The organism is Bradyrhizobium sp. LB8.2 (genome assembly GCF_040548035.1).
Taxonomy (GTDB): Bacteria; Pseudomonadota; Alphaproteobacteria; order Rhizobiales; family Xanthobacteraceae; genus Bradyrhizobium.
In genome coordinates this window covers 163,020-179,485 of the sequence record NZ_JBEPQV010000010.1, presented here as the reverse complement: position 1 = coordinate 179,485, position 16,466 = coordinate 163,020, and the positions used below count along the sequence as shown (strand labels likewise).

General features: G+C 64.3%; 16 protein-coding genes. 10 read left to right on the top strand and 6 right to left on the bottom strand.

Annotated features, from left to right (window positions below):
- Positions 1–315 precede the first annotated feature (315 nt).
- A complete protein-coding gene (locus ABIB06_RS15405) occupies positions 316–1,242 on the top strand; it encodes a helix-turn-helix domain-containing protein (RefSeq protein ID WP_354049124.1) in 927 nt (308 codons plus the stop codon).
- On the opposite strand, the gene ABIB06_RS15400 is transcribed toward ABIB06_RS15405, so the two are convergent.
- Together ABIB06_RS15400 and ABIB06_RS15395 are read right to left on the bottom strand one after the other, a co-directional pair.
- Positions 1,243–2,169 carry a catalase family peroxidase gene (locus ABIB06_RS15400; protein WP_354068916.1) on the bottom strand — a complete coding sequence of 309 codons (927 nt, stop codon included), beginning with the start codon at positions 2,167–2,169 and terminating at the stop codon, positions 1,243–1,245. It lies immediately after the preceding gene.
- A gap of 114 nt (positions 2,170–2,283) precedes the next feature.
- On the bottom strand, positions 2,284–3,507 hold the full coding sequence (locus ABIB06_RS15395) for a polyhydroxyalkanoate depolymerase (RefSeq protein ID WP_354049127.1): 1,224 nt from the start codon (positions 3,505–3,507) through the stop codon (positions 2,284–2,286).
- Positions 3,508–3,667: 160 nt separating this feature from the next.
- Here ABIB06_RS15395 and ABIB06_RS15390 point away from each other — a divergent pair, with 160 nt between their 5' ends.
- Positions 3,668–4,324: a glutathione S-transferase family protein gene (locus ABIB06_RS15390; protein ID WP_354049129.1), complete on the top strand. Its 657-nt coding sequence runs from the start codon at positions 3,668–3,670 to the stop codon at positions 4,322–4,324.
- Between the two features lie 288 nt (positions 4,325–4,612).
- On the opposite strand, the gene ABIB06_RS15385 is transcribed toward ABIB06_RS15390, so the two are convergent.
- Positions 4,613–4,837, bottom strand: a complete 225-nt coding sequence (locus ABIB06_RS15385) for a hypothetical protein (RefSeq protein WP_247347841.1) — start codon at positions 4,835–4,837, stop codon at positions 4,613–4,615.
- A 185-nt stretch (positions 4,838–5,022) separates the two neighbouring features.
- Here ABIB06_RS15385 and ABIB06_RS15380 point away from each other — a divergent pair, with 185 nt between their 5' ends.
- The 4 genes from ABIB06_RS15380 (at position 5,023) to ABIB06_RS15365 (ending at position 8,966) form a co-directional block, all read left to right on the top strand.
- The gene (locus tag ABIB06_RS15380; RefSeq protein WP_354049132.1) at positions 5,023–5,376 is read left to right on the top strand and encodes a hypothetical protein; all 354 of its coding nucleotides are present in this window, start codon (positions 5,023–5,025) and stop codon (positions 5,374–5,376) included.
- Positions 5,377–5,579: 203 nt separating this feature from the next.
- Complete coding sequence (locus ABIB06_RS15375) at positions 5,580–6,506, top strand: SMP-30/gluconolactonase/LRE family protein (RefSeq protein ID WP_354049134.1); 927 nt, start codon at positions 5,580–5,582, stop codon at positions 6,504–6,506.
- A 202-nt stretch (positions 6,507–6,708) separates the two neighbouring features.
- The gene (locus ABIB06_RS15370) at positions 6,709–7,302 is read left to right on the top strand and encodes a GNAT family N-acetyltransferase (RefSeq protein ID WP_354049135.1); all 594 of its coding nucleotides are present in this window, start codon (positions 6,709–6,711) and stop codon (positions 7,300–7,302) included.
- A gap of 17 nt (positions 7,303–7,319) precedes the next feature.
- Positions 7,320–8,966, top strand: a complete 1,647-nt coding sequence (locus ABIB06_RS15365) for a GMC family oxidoreductase (protein WP_354049137.1) — start codon at positions 7,320–7,322, stop codon at positions 8,964–8,966.
- Positions 8,967–9,959: 993 nt separating this feature from the next.
- Here the strand turns inward: ABIB06_RS15365 and ABIB06_RS15360 are convergent.
- A complete protein-coding gene (locus tag ABIB06_RS15360; RefSeq protein ID WP_247442707.1) occupies positions 9,960–10,802 on the bottom strand; it encodes an AAA family ATPase in 843 nt (280 codons plus the stop codon).
- Positions 10,803–10,895: 93 nt separating this feature from the next.
- Complete coding sequence (locus ABIB06_RS15355; RefSeq protein WP_007613712.1) at positions 10,896–11,141, bottom strand: GlsB/YeaQ/YmgE family stress response membrane protein; 246 nt, start codon at positions 11,139–11,141, stop codon at positions 10,896–10,898.
- 123 nt (positions 11,142–11,264) lie between these two features.
- On the opposite strand from ABIB06_RS15355, the gene ABIB06_RS15350 reads away from it, so the two are divergent.
- The 3 genes from ABIB06_RS15350 to sseA all read left to right on the top strand — a co-directional run bounded on the left by ABIB06_RS15350 (position 11,265) and on the right by sseA (position 13,944).
- Complete coding sequence (locus ABIB06_RS15350; protein ID WP_247347834.1) at positions 11,265–12,440, top strand: vWA domain-containing protein; 1,176 nt, start codon at positions 11,265–11,267, stop codon at positions 12,438–12,440.
- A 38-nt stretch (positions 12,441–12,478) separates the two neighbouring features.
- Entirely contained in the window at positions 12,479–12,892 is a 414-nt protein-coding gene (locus tag ABIB06_RS15345) for a rhodanese-like domain-containing protein (protein WP_354049142.1), read from the top strand.
- A 197-nt stretch (positions 12,893–13,089) separates the two neighbouring features.
- The gene (gene sseA / locus ABIB06_RS15340; RefSeq protein WP_354049143.1) at positions 13,090–13,944 is read left to right on the top strand and encodes a 3-mercaptopyruvate sulfurtransferase; all 855 of its coding nucleotides are present in this window, start codon (positions 13,090–13,092) and stop codon (positions 13,942–13,944) included.
- Positions 13,945–13,946: 2 nt separating this feature from the next.
- Here the strand turns inward: sseA and ABIB06_RS15335 are convergent, their stop codons facing one another.
- Complete coding sequence (locus ABIB06_RS15335; RefSeq protein WP_354049145.1) at positions 13,947–14,792, bottom strand: prolipoprotein diacylglyceryl transferase; 846 nt, start codon at positions 14,790–14,792, stop codon at positions 13,947–13,949.
- A gap of 321 nt (positions 14,793–15,113) precedes the next feature.
- On the opposite strand from ABIB06_RS15335, the gene ABIB06_RS15330 reads away from it, so the two are divergent.
- Positions 15,114–16,301, top strand: a complete 1,188-nt coding sequence (locus ABIB06_RS15330; RefSeq protein ID WP_354049147.1) for a L,D-transpeptidase family protein — start codon at positions 15,114–15,116, stop codon at positions 16,299–16,301.
- Positions 16,302–16,466 lie beyond the last annotated feature (165 nt).

The window sequence follows — 16,466 nt, the reverse complement described above, 5'->3', positions numbered from 1 at the left end:
GTCACGTCGTCCAGGTCTGGGGCGAGGAGTGGTCCGCCTGAGGCGCGCAGGCGCGCTGCGAATGCTTTCGAGAACGCACGACGAAATCGTGCGGTGAGTCGCAGAACAGATTAACTGTGTTGTCCTTCGCGATGCCGGGCCTGTGACATCACGCTGAAATCACAATGAAATCATCGCGGCGCGATCCGGCGCGACAGCCTGCGGCAAAAGCTTCGTGTTATGCGCTGCGGCTGGACCGTTGGCCGGCGATCTCCGATAATGCGCGAATATCGGGAAGGTCGACGAAGAAGTGCCTTTACGGATAGGTTTATTGAAATGACACAAGCGGGCGTCTACGGACGGAGGCTCGGACAGGGCCTTCACTCGAAGCAAGCACCAGTGCTGATCACGCGTTCGCTGCATAGCGCCGCGCTCGCGGTCACCGAAGTCCGCAACGACGATCCGACACCGGATATTTCCGGCTCCCTGGCGGCGGAAGATGCCTATCTCGTCAGCCTGAAATTCCGCGATTATCCGGATTGCGAATGCTGGGAGCAGGGCCGCTGTGTCACCAAGGCGGATGTTCGCGCAGGAGCGACCTATCTGTACGACCTCAAGCGCGACCCGCGCTATGTGATCGACAAGCCGTTTCACTCGCTCTTCTTCTATTTGCCGCGCTCGGCCATTGGTGACCTTGCCGTGCAGCCCCGCGGGTCGCGCATTGGCGAGCTCAGCTACGAGCCCGGTGTCGGTCATGACGACGCGATCATCCGACATGTCGGCGCTTCGTTGCAGGAAGGACTGCGTCGGCCCGACGAGACCAACCAGCTTTTCGTCGATCACATGATGCTCGCGCTCACCGCCCATGTCGGCCAGACCTATGGCGGGCTCAAACCCGCCGCAGAACCGAGCCGCGGCGGTCTCGCGCCATGGCAGGTGAAGCGCGCGTGTGAGCGGCTCGACTCCGATCTCTCAGGCAAGATCGCGTTGCAGCAGATCGCGACCGAGCTCGGCCTTTCCGTCAGCCATTTCTCACGTGCATTCCGCATCTCCACCGGCCTGCCGCCGCATCAATGGCTGCTCCAACAGCGCGTGAAGGCAGCCAAGCAACTGATGACGGTCCGCGACCTGCCGTTGTCCGAGATTGCCATCTCGGCCGGATTTGCCAATCAGAGCCATTTCACGCGGGTGTTCTCGTCGATGGTCGGCGTCAGTCCGGGCGCGTGGCGTCGCGAAACGGATGGCGGACGAGAAAAGATCTAATCAGCGGCGCTTCGCCAGCGAATTGTTGTAGGCCGCGCGGCGCGCCGCGAAAATCTCGTCCGGCGGATGGCCGATGCCATCGGCGAGATTAGCAGGATCGAAGATGGACCGGTCGCAGGCATCGTCGGCTTCCAGACTGGTGATGACGATCGTCCCCAGCCGCACCTCCTCCCGGTTGTCCTCGTCCGGCCATCGCAGGGTGACGTCCATGACGGGATCGCCGGGACGGTCGAGCAGGGCCATCACGTTGAGGCGAACGTCGCCAGCTGCGATCCTCTGCGCGAGATCCTTGTGCAGGAAGTCGGCGGACTTCGCCCCGGCTTCGTCCTCACTCAGCGTGATATCGCCGCCGACAGGCGCGAGCTTGAACTTGATGAAGCGGGTCTCACCTTTCGCGCTGGTCGCGGGAAAGGCGTGCACGCCCCAATAGGTCGTGCCGGCAAAGCTGCCGGGCAGCCGGCGCGCGGCGATGTAACTGGCCTGATTCAGCGTCTCAGGATTGGCCGCGGAGTAGGCCTTGACCTTCGCCATGTCGGGCTTGCCGTCCGCGCCCGGAATGCGCGCCTTAAGGAAGGCGAGCATCTGGTCCAGCGTCCGTGCAAAATGCACAGGCGCGCTTTCCACCAAAATGTCCGAGCGATGGGCGTCGCCGCCAAGCCTGAAGCTGAAGCCGCGCAACACCAAATTGCTGGTGTCGGCTACGTCAGGATTGCCGCCGCCGACTGAGAAGCGCGCCAGCACGCGCGAGGGCTTTGTGAAGCTCAGCGATCGCGTGATCTCTGCCGCGCGGTCGGACGGGGTATACGTGCCGCGCACGCATCGACCCTTGGCGAAGCTCGCGCGCACCTTCGGCGGATTGCCTGCGACCGCCTTCAGTGCGTCGACGATCGCGGCCGGCGTGGCGGCTGGGGTTGGCAATTCGGACATGGCAAGGCCTCCGGCTGAAGCGGCATGTCCGTGTTTTAGGGCTGGTGCAGCGCCGGCGTCTTTCCCAAAGCGACGATGCTTTGTCTGATATTGCCGAAGGAATTTGGTGCGCCTTCAGGAATTCACGTGCACGAAATCCCGCAGCAGCGGATAGATCTCGTTGTTCCAGCGCTTGCCCGAGAACACACCGTAATGGCCGACGCCGGCCTGCATGTGGTGAACGCGGCGATAGGCGCGCACGCCGGTGCAGAGGTCTTGCGCCGCGAGTGTCTGGCCGATCGAGCAGATATCGTCCTTCTCGCCCTCGACCGTCATCAGCCCCATTCGGCTGACGGCCTTGGTGTTCACCGGACGTCCCCGATGCACCAGCTTGCCCTGCGGCAGCAGATGCTCCTGGAATACGTCGCGCACGGTCTCGATGTAGAACTCGGCGGGCAGGTCCATCACGGCGAAATATTCGTCGTAGAAGCTCTTGATGCTGGCCGCCTTGTCCTTCTCGCCCTTGGCGATGTGGTTGGCGAGATCCATGTGCTGCTTGATGTGGCGCTCGAGATTCATCGAGACGAAGGCGGTGAGCTGCACGAAGCCGGGATAGACTTTCCGAAGCGCGCCGCGGCACTGCATCGGCACGTAGTTGATCAGGTTCTGCTCGAACCAGTCGATCGGCCTGCTCTTGGCGAACTCGTTGACCCTGGTCGGCTGGATGCGCGTGTCGATCGGGCCCGCCATCAGTGTCAGCGTCGCCGGCCGCGAGGGATGGTTGCCCTCGCACATGATCGCGGCGGCCGCGAGCGCCGGGACCGAGGGCTGGCAGATCGCCACCATATGCGGGCGCGGGCCGAGCTGGCCGAGGAAATCGATGAGGTGATCGGTGTAGTCGTCGAGCCCGAAGCGACCCTCGCTGCGTGGAATGTCGCGTGGATTGTGCCAGTCGGTGATGTAGACGTCGTGGTCCTGCAGCAGCGTCTTCACGGTGCCGCGCAGCAGCGTCGCGAAATGGCCGGACATCGGCGCCACCAGCAGCATGCGCGGCTGCTCGGGCGCGCCATCCTTCTTGAAGTGGAGCAGCGAGCCGAACGGCGTCGCGTAAGCGACCTCCTCGGTGATGCCGACCTCGCGGTTGCCCACCATGACGCTGTCGATGCCGTAAGCGGGGCGGTGATAGGTGAGGGTGGAGCGCGAGATCAGCTCCAGCGCGGCCGACAGTCGGCCGACGACCTGATCCGACAAGCCCTGCGGCACCAGATTGAGGAATTGGAGTGCGGAGGAAGCGCCCGACCGCCACGGCGCCGTCAGGTCCATATGGTTCTGAAAGGCCTGATAATACATCGACATCATACTGAAACGCCCACCTGTCCCATGCTGCTATGCAATATCGAAGCCAAACCGGAGATGGGCCGACCTCCAGATTGGCACGTCGCTTGCTGCTTTGTTTGCGGGAAGCGAGCATTCCCCGCAGGCCGGGCGGGTGCAGGTCAAAGGCGTGAGGGGAGGCCATATGGCGAAGGCGAAACTGACCATCAGCAGCAAGAACTACTCGTCCTGGTCGCTGCGTGGCTGGCTGCTGACGAAATTTTCCGGGCTCGATTTCGAGGAGATCGCCACCGCGCCCGACGACGCGTCGGCACGCGCGGAGATCCTGCTGCTGTCGTCATCGATCCTGGTGCCGTGCCTGCGGCACGACGGCGCCGTGGTCTGGGACACGCTGGCGATCGCCGAATATCTCAACGAGGCGATGCCGGATGCCGGCCTGCTGCCGGCTGACAGCGTCCAGCGCGCACATTGCCGCTCGATCTGCGGCGAAATCCACTCCGGCTTCACCACGTTGCGCGCCTCGCTGCCGGTGAATCTGAAGGGACATTTCCCTGGCTTCAAGATCTGGTCGCGCGCGCAGGCCGACATCGATCGCGTCTGGGCGATCTGGCGCGACTGCCTGGAGAAATCGGGCGGCCCCTTCCTGTTCGGCGAGAAGCGCACCATGGCGGATGCGATGTACGCCCCGGTGGTGACGCGCTTCGTCACCTATGACGTCAAGCTCGAACCGCTTTTGAAAGCCTATGCCGATACCATCCTGGCCATGCCCGAGATGAGGGAATGGATCGCAGCGGCAAGGGACGAGCCGGCCGAGATCGAGGAGCTCGAGGTCGAATATTAGGCAGGCCTGGTGCCGCCCTGCCTGTTTTGGGGGCGCGGCCTGAACCGCCGCACCCGGCAGTCATGGCATTGAAGTCATTGAAGCCGTTAACTTTTTGGCGTCGTGGCCGGCTCGGCCTGCTCACGCGCTGCACAGATATTGTATACGCGTGCGAACCGGTTGCGACATCTAGCCGTGAACAGGCGCGTACAGCGCCCCACGGCTGATTCGGACGTGATTCGTTCGGGCCGCGTTCCGAAGATTAAGCCGGGACGCGGCCCCGTTGCATTTTGAGACAGAATTCGATGCTCAGGCCACGCCCGAGTGCTTCAAGCGCGGCACGCGCCAGCCGATGACGGTTGCTTCGACCGCGACGCCGGCGGTGTGGTTCTGCCAGCGTCCCTCCACATAGCGGCAAGCGAACGGCAGTTGATACGTCCCGCTATGGTCCTCGCACAGCACTTCGACTGCAAGGCCGGGCGGCGGTTCTCCGGAGCCGTCGAATTCTGCAAGTCGTCTGTCGCGCGTTGCCATTCCAAAAATCTCCCCTAAACAAAGCCGCGGAAGAAGTGCCCATTTCCCTCCGCGTGCAGATCATCGCTCCCCGTCCGAGGGAACAGCTACAAGCTCAACGCGAGAATGCGGTGCGAGTGTGGTAGCCTTATGCGGCGGCGCGCAAAAAGCGCACATTGCCGTGATTGATTTGACGAGGAACCAGCATGCATCTTCGAAGTGCCGGCGTCTGTTTCGCGATGTTATTGCTCGCCGCGCTGGCGAATGCGCCGGTTCGCGCGCAGGACGTGCCCGGCATCGAGATCTGCACCGTCGAGAAGACCATGGAGCGCCGCACCAGCTGCCTCCAGAGCAACGTCGACTTTCTCCAGAAGACGATCACCAGGCTAAACCTCGATCACCAGCAGAAGCTGGACGCCGCGGCTCGCCAGATCGATGCGTTGAAGACGACGGTTGCCGGCTTGCAGAAGACGTTCGGCGATCTCCAGGCCGCGCAGGCGAAGATCGCGGAGGATGTGAAGAAGAAGCAGGACGCGCCGTCGCCGAAGGATGCGAAGTGAATGCCGTGTCCCGGATGCGGCGCAGCGTGTAACGCTGCTCCGCCGAGCCGGGGCAATGAAGCAGTAGCGCGCAACGCTGGCATACCATCCGGCTTGCTTGGCAAGCCGCGGTGACTTTGTCATAACCGCAGGCAAATCTTGCGTGTGGGACCCGTACCGGACATCCCGTGCAAGTCATAACAAGCCATCGGGAGGGTCCCCACATGTCCAACGTCCGCGTTCTCGCCACCGACCTTGAATTTCCCGAAGGGCCGGTCGTGATGCCGGACGGCTCGGTGGTGCTGGTGGAGATCCGCGGTCAGCGCCTGACCCGCGTTTATCCCGACGGCCGCAAGGAGATCGTCGCGAAGATTCCGGGCGGCCCGAACGGCGCGGCGCTCGGCCCCGACGGCAAGGTCTACATCTGCAACAATGGCGGCTTCTCCTGGATCCCGACCCGCAACATGATCATGCCCGGCCCGCAGCCGGACGATTATCTCGGCGGCTCGATTCAGCGCGTCGATCTCCAATCGGGCAAGATCGAGACCGTCGTCACCAAGTGCGGCGAGCACGATCTGCGCGGTCCGAACGATCTGGTGTTCGACAAGCACGGCGGCCTCTGGTTCTCCGATCTCGGCAAGCGCCGCGCGCGCGAGATGGACGTCGGCGGCATGTATTATCTCAAGCCCGGCATGAAGGAGATCGTCGAAATCGTTCATGGCGTATTGCCGGCCAACGGCATCGGCCTGTCGCCGGACGAGAACACCGTCTACATCGCGGAGACGCCGACGGGCCGGCTCTGGGCCTACGAGCTCTCCGCGCCCGGCACGCTGAAGCCGCGCGACGTGATCTATCGCGGCGAGCGCGGCAAACCGATCTGCGGCCTCGGCGGCTACCAGATGTTCGACTCGCTGGCGGTCGAAGCGAACGGCAATGTCTGCGTCGCCACCCTCGTCTCCGGCTGCATCTCGGTGATCGCGCCCGATGGCACCCTGGTCGAGCAGGTGCCGACCGGCGACCGCGTCACCACCAACATCGCCTTCGGCGGCCCCGAGCTGAAGACCGCCTACATCACGCTCTCGGGCAAGGGCGAGCTGATCACCATGGACTGGCCGCGCGGCGGTTTGCCGTTGAATTTCTTGAACAAGTGAGCCAAGCCGTCATTGCGAGCGAAGCGAAGCAATCCAGTAGACCTCACCCTGAGGAGCGCGCCCTTAGCGCGCGTCTCGAAGGGCGAGGTCACCAGCGGGGCCTTCATCCTTCGAGACGCGCGAAGACGCGCTCCTCAGGACGAGGAGCAGGCACTCTGGATTGCTTCGCTTCGCTCGCAACGACAACAGAGAGAGACCTGCAATGCCCTGGCCTGATCCCATCACCCTGCGCGGACAGCATGCCCGACTCGAGCCGCTGTCGCATCAGCACCGCGAGGGGCTGATCGAGGCCGTGAAGGATGGCGAGCTCTCCACCATCTGGTACACCGCGATCCCGACGCCGGACAACGTGACCAAGGAAATCGACCGCCGGCTCGGTCTTCAGGCCGCGGGCTCGATGCTCCCCTTCACCGTGTTCGATGGCAGCGGCAAGATCGTGGGTATGACGACCTACATGAACATCGATGCCGCCAACCGCCGCGTCGAGATCGGCTCGACCTGGTACGGCAAGAGCGCGCAGCGCGGCCCGCTCAACACGCAGTGCAAGCTGCTGCTGCTCACCCACGCCTTCGAAGCCCTGAACTGCATCGCGGTGGAATTCCGCACGCACTTCTTCAATCATCAGAGCCGCAATGCCATCGAGCGTCTCGGCGCCAAGCAGGACGGCATTCTGCGCAGCCATCAGGTCGCGCCCAACGGCACGCTGCGCGATACCGTCGTCTACAGCATCACCGCGGCCGAATGGCCGACCGTGCGGACGCATTTGAATTATCAACTCAACGACAAGCCACGCTGAGCGGCGGCCGAGGCACCATGGATAGATTTGACTACGTGATCATCGGCGCGGGCTCGGCGGGTTGCGTGCTCACCAGCCGGCTGAGCGAAGACCCGAACGTGAGCGTCTGCGTGCTGGAGGCCGGACCCAGCGACTGGCATCCCTACATCCATCTGCCGGCGGGCTTCATCAAGACCTTCCACATGAAGAGCATCAACTGGGCCTACCAGCAGGAGGTCGGGCCCTGGACCGGCGGGCGCAGCATCTATGCGCCGCGCGGCAAGACGCTCGGCGGTTCGTCCTCGATCAACGGCCACATCTACAACCGCGGCCAGCGCATGGATTTCGACACCTGGGCGCAGATGGGCAATCGCGGCTGGGGCTATGCCGATGTGCTGCCTTACTTTCGACGGCTGGAGAAGCGGGTCGGCGAGGGCGAGGACATTTACCGCGGCCGCCACGGCAATCTCACCGTCACCACGATGAACTGGCGCGATCCGCTCTGCGAAGCCTTCATGGAAGGCGCGGTCTCGCTCGGCATCCCCCGCAACCCCGATTACAACGGCAAGACCCAGGAAGGCGTCTCCTATTGTCAGCGCACCATCGACAAGGGCTTGCGCGTCTCCGGCTCGACCGCGTTTCTCAAGCCCGCGATGAAGCGGCCGAACGTGCATGTCCACACCCACGCGCACGCGACCGAGATCATCTTCGAGGGCAAGCGCGCCGTCGGCGTGCGCTACATGAAGGGCGGCTCAGGCGGCACGCCGGTGGAGGTGCGCGCCAACAAGGAAGTGATCCTCTCCGGCGGCACCTATAATTCGCCGCAGCTCTTGCAGCTCTCCGGCATCGGCTCGCCCGACCTGTTGCAGACCCACGGCATCCAGGTGCGTCACGCGCTGCCGGTCGGCGAGGGCCTGCAGGATCATTATGCGCCGCGCACTGTGGCGCGTGTCAAAGACATCAGGACCATCAACGAGCTTCGCCGCGGCTTCTCGCTGTGGATCGAGGCGCTGAAATGGGCGACCGCGCGCAAAGGCCTGCTCTCGCTGTCGCCGACCATGGTCTATTGCTTCTGGCATTCCGGCGAGAGCGCCGACTCGTCCGACCTTCAGCTCACCTTCACGCCGGCGAGCTACAAGGAAGGCGTGCAGGGCCAGCTCGAGGACGAGCCCGGCATGACGGTGGCCTCCTGGCAGCAGCGCCCCGAGAGCCGCGGCTATGTCCGCATCCGCTCCAGCGATCCCTTTGCGCCGCCGATCATCCAGACCAACTATCTCGACGCCGAGCTCGATCGCCGCGTCATCGTCGGCGGCATGAAGCTCGCGCGCAACCTACTGAAGTCCGCGCCGCTGTCGCCTTATTACGCCTACGAGGATTTCCCCGGCCCTGACATCAACACGGACGACGAGTTTCTGGCCGCGGCCACCGAACGCGGCACCACCACCTTCCATCCCGGCTGCACCTGCCGCATGGGCCCGGCCGATTCGACCTGGGCGGTCGTCGACGACCAGCTCCGCGTTCACGGCCTCGAAGGCCTCCGCGTGATCGATGCCTCCGTGATGCCGCGCATGATCTCGGCGAACCTGAATGCGTCGACCATGATGATCGCCGACCGCGCCTCGGATTTGATCCGCGGCAAGCAGCCGATGGAAGCCGCGCGCGTGCCGGATGCGGCGGTGGCGTAGGGCATCTTCGTAGGATGGGTAGAGCGTAGCGAAACCCATCGCCTCCATCACCGCGGGAAAAGTTTGATGGGTTTCGCTGCGCTCTACCCATCCTACGCGTGCCCGACGGGCAAAACACCATGCACTACGTCAATCCCTCTGCGCGAAAACATTCCACTTTACCGAAATTCGGAATTGCGGCATAAATCGAAACAGCCCGGCCCGACGAAGAGGGGCGGTTCGCGAGTCGTTCGAAACGCGGGCCGGGTTGCGGTGGACGCGGCAGCGTCGTGTGCGAGAGGCGTGGGCAGGGCGGATTGCTCTCCGTGAGCCCGAGGCTTCGTGTGGACGAGCGACGCTGTGTGCGTACGGCAAAACCGTGTGGTCCTGGCCGTCGTTGCTACGGTCAAGCCTTTGCGGATGCGGCATTCGCGTCAACCGGCGCGGTGTCCGCGACTTTCGTGAAGACGAGGGAGGCCAACAGGAACTCGGCTCCCGGGAGAGCACGGCATAAGCCGTAAAGCCACTGCGCAGGGAAGGCCGTGTGTTGGGCTTCACCTGTATGCCGCTGTGCAATTCCTTTTGCGCTACCCGCGCACAGCGGACCGTGGGTGCCAGCCGGCACCCGGTCTTCCCTGCGCCCTTTTTGATGAGGGCGATGGAGAGAGCATAGCTCGGGCGAAATGCGCCGCGAGGATGCGGGCGTGTGTCTGCGATCAAAATGCAAGCTGGAAGAGCGGCGCTGCCGCCTCCTATTCCGTCATTGCGAGCGGAGCGAAGCAATCCAGAGTCTTACCGCGGGGGGATTCTGGATTGCTTCGCTCCGCTCGCAATGACGATATGGAGAGAGCGTGCGCCACAATTTACTCTCGCGCCCCGGACGCAGCGCAGCGCTTCTTCAGCGGTGCGCTGCAGAGCCGGGGCCCATGTCGCCGCATTGTGCCGTGTCGCATTCTGGGTCCCGGCTCTGCGCAGCAGCGTTGCACGCTGCAGCGCGTCCGGGACACGAGAAGCCTACACTTCCCGTCGGCTCAGGAACGCCAGCCGCTCGAACAGATGCACGTCCTGCTCGTTCTTGAGCAGCGCGCCGTGCAGCGGTGGGATCAGCTTGCGCGGGTCGCGCTCGCGTAACTGCTCGACGCTCATGTCTTCGTTCAGCAGCAGCTTGAGCCAGTCGAGCAGCTCCGAGGTCGACGGCTTCTTCTTCAGGCCGGGCACTTCGCGGACCTCGAAGAAGATGCGCAGGGCTTCCTCGACCAGGCGCTTCTTGATGCCGGGGAAGTGGACGTCGACGATCCGGGTCATGGTGTCGGCGTCGGGGAACTTGATGTAGTGGAAGAAGCAGCGGCGCAGGAAGGCGTCCGGCAGCTCCTTCTCGTTGTTGGAGGTGATCATCATGATCGGGCGCTGCTTGGCCTTGATCGTCTCGCCGGTCTCGTAGACATGGAATTCCATGCGGTCGAGCTCGAGCAGGAGGTCGTTCGGGAATTCGATGTCGGCCTTGTCGATCTCGTCGATCAGGAGCACGGGGCGCTGCTCGGCGGTGAAGGCGTCCCACAGCTTGCCACGCTTAATGTAGTTCTTGATGTCGGACACCTTGCTATCACCGAGCTGGCTGTCGCGCAGGCGCGACACCGCGTCGTACTCGTAGAGGCCCTGCTGCGCCTTGGTGGTGGACTTGATGTGCCAGGTCAGAAGCGGGGCGTTCAGCGCCTTCGCCACTTCCTCGGCCAAAACGGTTTTCCCGGTGCCGGGCTCGCCCTTGATGAGCAGCGGGCGCTCCAGCACGATCGAGGCATTGACCGCGACCTTGAGATCGTCGGTCGCAACATAGTCCTTGGTGCCGGTAAATTTCATCGCGCGTCCTTGTTGGTCGTCGTCCCAGGCGTTGCCCTGGTCGCGACATGGGAACGGCCGCGCGTGGCGGCCGTTCCTGGTTCGGTCAGGCTTTCAGACCCGTTTTATCAGCGAAAGGATGACGAGCACAATCACCGCGCCGATCGTGGCATCGACGATGGCGCCGACCGTGCCCGTTGCGAGCTGGATGTGCAGCTGAGGTAGAATCCAGCTGGCCACGAGCGCGCCGATGATGCCGACGACGATGTTGCCGATCAGCCCAAATCCCGCCCCATGGACAATCTTGCCGGCAAGCCAGCCGGCGATCGCGCCAATGATGAGCGCTGCGAGAATTCCCATTGCAAACGTCCCCAAGACAACCCCGTGAGACCGCCAATTCTAGAGCAAAAAGCCTCCTGGTCCAGCGCAGCGCAGTGGCCTCCGCCCCTTGACGTTCGCCCCCCGACGGGCAATCTGTCACCCATGTTCCTGCAATTCTTCACTTCTCTGCGCGATGCGCAGGTCCCCGTAACGCTGCGCGAATACCTCACGCTGGTGGAGGCGCTCGACGCTGACCTCGCGGATTACTCGGTTGAGAATTTCTACTATCTGTCGCGCACCTCGCTGGTGAAGGACGAGCGCAATCTCGACAAGTTCGACCGCGTCTTCGGCACGGTGTTCAAGGGGCTGGAAAGCCTGCTCGATGCCATGGAAGGCGCCGAGATCCCCGAGGAGTGGCTGAAGAAGCTCGCCGAGAAATACCTGACGGACGAAGAGAAGAAGCAGATCGAGGCCATGGGCTGGGACAAGCTCATGGAGACCCTGAAGAAGCGCCTCGAGGAGCAGAAGGGCCGTCATCAGGGCGGCTCGAAGTGGATCGGCACCGCCGGCACCTCGCCGTTCGGCGCCCATGGTTACAATCCCGAAGGCGTTCGCATCGGCCAGGAAAAGAACCGCAACAACCGCGCCGTGAAGGTGTGGGACAAACGCGAGTTCAGGGATCTCGATGGCAACGTCGAGCTCGGCATTCGCAACATCAAGGTGGCGCTGCGCCGTCTGCGCAAGTTCGCGCGCACTGGCGCGCCCGACGAACTCGATCTCGACACCACCATCCGCGAGACCGCCAATCACGGCTATCTCGACGTCCACATGCGGCCCGAGCGGCGCAACGCGGTGAAGCTGCTGGTGTTCTTCGACATCGGCGGCTCGATGGACGCGCATATCGAGCAGGTCGAGGAGCTGTTCTCGGCGGCGAAGAGCGAGTTCAAGCACATGGAGTATTTCTACTTCCACAACTGCCTCTATGAAGGCGTGTGGAAGCAGAACAAGCGCCGCTTCACCGACCGCACGCCGACCTGGGACGTGCTGCACAAATATCCGCACGACTACAAGATCGTGTTCGTCGGCGACGCCTCGATGTCGCCTTACGAGATCATGGTGCCCGGGGGCTCGGTCGAGCATGTCAACGAGGAGCCCGGCTCGGTCTGGCTCGACCGCATCATCCACACCTATCCGCATTCGGTGTGGCTGAATCCTGTGCAGCAGAAGCATTGGGACTATTCGGAATCCACCACCATCATCAAACGCATCTTCGCCAATCGCATGTACCCGATCACGATCGAGGGGCTCGAGGGTGCGATGAAGGAATTGACGCATTAGCTCGCGCTCCACGGAAGGACAACAAGAGGGAGAACCACATGCCCCAGACCATCACCCGCGGCATCAAGGCGCTGATCGACGAGGCCAATGCGGAGATCGAGACGCTCAACGCCAAGGATGCCATCGAGATCTCCAAAAACGGCGACGTCGTCATCGTCGACATCCGCGATCCCCGCGAGATCGAGCGTGACGGCCGCATCCCCGGCGCGTTCGCCTGCACCCGCGGCATGCTCGAATTCTGGATCGATCCGCAGAGCCCGTACGCCAAGCCGGTGTTCCAGGAGGACAAGAAGTTCGTGTTCCACTGCGCCGGCGGCCTGCGCTCCGCTCTCGCGGCGAAGACCGCGAAGGACATGGGCCTGAAGCCCGTCGCCCACATCGCCGGCGGCTACGCCGCCTGGCGGGATGCCGGCGGGCCGGTGGAGCAGTGGGAGCCGAAGAAGAAGGGGTGAGGAGTGCTTCGCTGTCGCTCCAATCTCCGGCGTCATTCCCCGCGACAGCGGGGAATCCAGTACGCCGCGGCCTCTTCGTTCAATCACAATCGCCTCTGGAATACTGGATCGTCCGGCCAAGCCGGACGATGACAGCAGAATTTGACGCGTACTGCTTCAACCTCGCTCGCGGCTCGGAATGACAAAGGAAGTAGCGAATGACCCCCACCGATCCTCTCGTCTCCACCGAATGGCTCGCCACCCACATCAACGACGCCGGCGTCAAGGTGATCGACGCCAGCTTCAAGCTGCCGGGCGTGCTGCCATTGCCGAAGGACGATTATCTCGCAGCCCATCTGCCGGGCGCGGTGTTCTTCGACGTCGATGCGGTATCGGACCATTCCAACCCGCTGCCGCACATGTATCCGAGCGCCGAGCAGTTCGGCCGCGACGTCGGCAATCTCGGCATCTCCAATGCCGACACCATCGTGATCTACGATGCCGGCGGCTGGGTCGCCGCGCCGCGCGCGTGGTGGATGTTCCTGGCTTTCGGCCACAACGATGTGCGTATCCTCAATGGCGGCCTGAAGAAATGGCGCGCCGAGGGACGTGCGACCGAGACCGGCGAAGTGAAGCCGAAGCCTGCGACGTTCAAGGCGAGCTATGATTCAAAACGCGTGCGCAGCATGCAGCAACTGGTCGCCAACGTCGAAAGCCGTGCCGAGCAGGTGATCGACGCGCGCGCCGCCGACCGTTTCGAGGGCCGGGCGCCCGAGCCGCGCGCGGGCATCCGCTCCGGTCACATCCCCGGCGCACGCAACGTGCCTTACAATCAGCTGTTCGACGCCGCGACCGGCACGATGAAGCCGCTCGACGATCTCCGCGCCGCCTTCGCGAACGCCGGCGTCAAGCTCGATGCGCCGATCGTGACGAGCTGCGGCTCCGGCGTCTCTGCCGGCGTGCTGACGCTCGCGCTCTATCGCCTCGGCATCACCGACACCGCACTCTACGACGGCTCATGGTCGGAATGGGGCCAGGAAAAAGGCCCGCCGATCGCGACCGGGCCGGCGTAACCTTACTGACGCGCGCGCGCGGTCGTCGCGGCGAAGGCCGGTTGCGGCTGCCCGAACGGATCGAGTTGCTGAACCGGCGGCGGCGGACGCCGGACAATGCGGCGGCGCTTCTTCACCCGATGCGCCCGCGGCTTGGTCGCCTTGCTCTCCGGCGAGCTGCTGTCGGCCTTAGCGTCGCCCTTGGCTTTCGCCGGCGGATCCTTCCAGGCCGTGGTCGCCGGGTCGTTCAACGCGGCGAACTTCGCGCTCGCCATGTCGAACGTGGACGAAGCCGAGGCTCCGCTGGCGGCGGCAGGTGTTGGCTTGCTCGCGAGAGCAATCGGAACGGGCTTGGCCGCGGCGATGGATGTGGTGGCGTCGGCCGGAGTAAGCGTGTTGCTCGAGGCCGGCGCCGCGGCGTCCGCCGTCGTCTCGGCCTTGGTCTCGGCCATGGTCTCGGCATTGGCCGGTTCGGCGGGGACGTCAGCGGGAGGTGCAACGATCTGCGGCTGAAATTCGGTCTCGGTCGTCAGCGCGATCTGCTCGGGCTCGCTCGCCGGCAATCCGATCGTCGGCACCCGGTCGCGCAGCGACGGCGTGGGCTCGACCGCCTCCGGCTCGGCGCGCAGTACCGCGAGCACCGGCTGGGCCGGCTCGGGAGCTTGCGCAAACACCTTCTCCTGCGGGCCGTTCCGCCAGGAGGGGTTGCTGACATACTGCTCGTGGGTCGCCCGCAGCAGCGCGGCGGCGCCTAGGCCGAACACCAGGATGGAGGCTGACAGCAGGATCGCGGCAAACAGGAAGCGAAAGCCGGGAAGCATCGAGGGATTGCGAATTTCCGCCCCGGCGGCGAATTGGCCAGGGCCCATGAGCCATCTGAACGCGGTGACGGTACTGCTTGCCGCGTTCGCCACGCGGGGATCGAAGCTCAAAGCGGAGGCGAATCAGGCTGATTCGAACATACCGCAACGATTCCGGGTCGTTCCGTAAAAAACGGAGCCGGCGACTCCGGTGATCTCAAGCGTGAGTTGATTTTCGTCCCATGATGCAACGGGGCAACGGTAGTCTTGCGGATCACAAATCGGCAAATCAAGCACAAATCAACCTGTAATGTCTTGAATGTGCCGCTATCTTCCGTCATCTGGCCGTTAACGGTCCGGACGGGGCCCGGGGACTATACAAGAGCGATGATGATCAAACATATTCTGACGATATGCGCTGCCGCGACAGTCGCTGCGGCGGGAACCTCGCTCGCACAGGCTCAGAGCTATCCGGTCCAGCAGGCGCCGAGCTATGGCGCGCCGGCCGAATATCGGCCCGGCGACCGCGCACCGAATTTCGACGCGCTGGACGATGAAGACGACGCGATGCCGCAGGCGGCGCTGCCGCCGCCTGGCCCGGATCCGCGCTACGGCAGTCCGGCCGGCGCTCCCCCGGTTTATTCGGCGGCCCCGCCGCAGGGTCCGGTGATGTCGCCGGATGATCCCCGTTATGGTCGTCCCGCGGGCGCGCCCGTCTACTCGGCCGCGCCGCCGCAGGGTCCCGTGACGTCGCCCGACGACCCGCGCTACGGCCGCCCCGCCGGGCCGCCCGCGGTGATCTATGCGGATCGTCCTGCTCAGGCGCCCGGCAGTGACGGCTGGCGTCCGCCCGAGGCGGTCGGTGGTCCCGCCGCGACCGGAACGGTCCAGGCCGGGCAGCCGCCTGTTGGCGCCGATGGCCGGCCGATGGCGATCGCCTCGCTGCCGCCCGAGGAGCAGCCCGACGCCGCTCCGGCGCAGTTGCCGCAGAACCTGCGTCGCCAGGAGGTTTCGCTGGCGACCAAGGAGCCGGCCGGAACGCTCATCGTCGATACCCCGAATACCTACCTCTACTATGTGCTCGGCAACGGCCGTGCGGTCCGTTACGGCGTCCGCGTCGGCCGCGACGGGTTCACATGGACCGGCGTGCAGAAGATCACCCGCAAGGCGGAGTGGCCGGATTGGCATCCGCCGACGGAGATGATCGAGCGCCAGCCCTACCTGCCGCGCTTCATGGCCGGCGGCCCCGGCAATCCGCTCGGTGCCCGCGCGATGTATCTCGGTTCGACCGTCTACCGCATCCACGGCACCAACCAGCCCTCGACGATCGGCAAGTTCGTGTCCTCCGGCTGCATCGGCATGCTGAACGAGGACGTCTCCGACCTGTTCGATCGCGTCAAGGTCGGCACCCGTGTGGTCGTGATGCCGGGTGGTCCGCCGCCGGGAACTGCGACCGCATCCGCCGCGCCCGTGCCTGGTGCTGCCGGGCCCGCGCCGATGGCCGCGCAGGCCGGTCCGGTCCCGGGCACCCAGCCGACGGTGGTGCCGCCGCTACCCGCACCAGTCACCGTGCGCTGAACCGGCCTCGCAAGAATTGATCTGATTACGGCGCGTGAATTTCGGCCACGCGCCGTAATCATTTGACGCATGCGCGCATCTCTCGCTTGCGCATGCCTTACTTACGCATGCCTTGCTTGCGCATGCCTTGCTTGAACGGCTCAGCACCTCGATTACGTCCGGGAG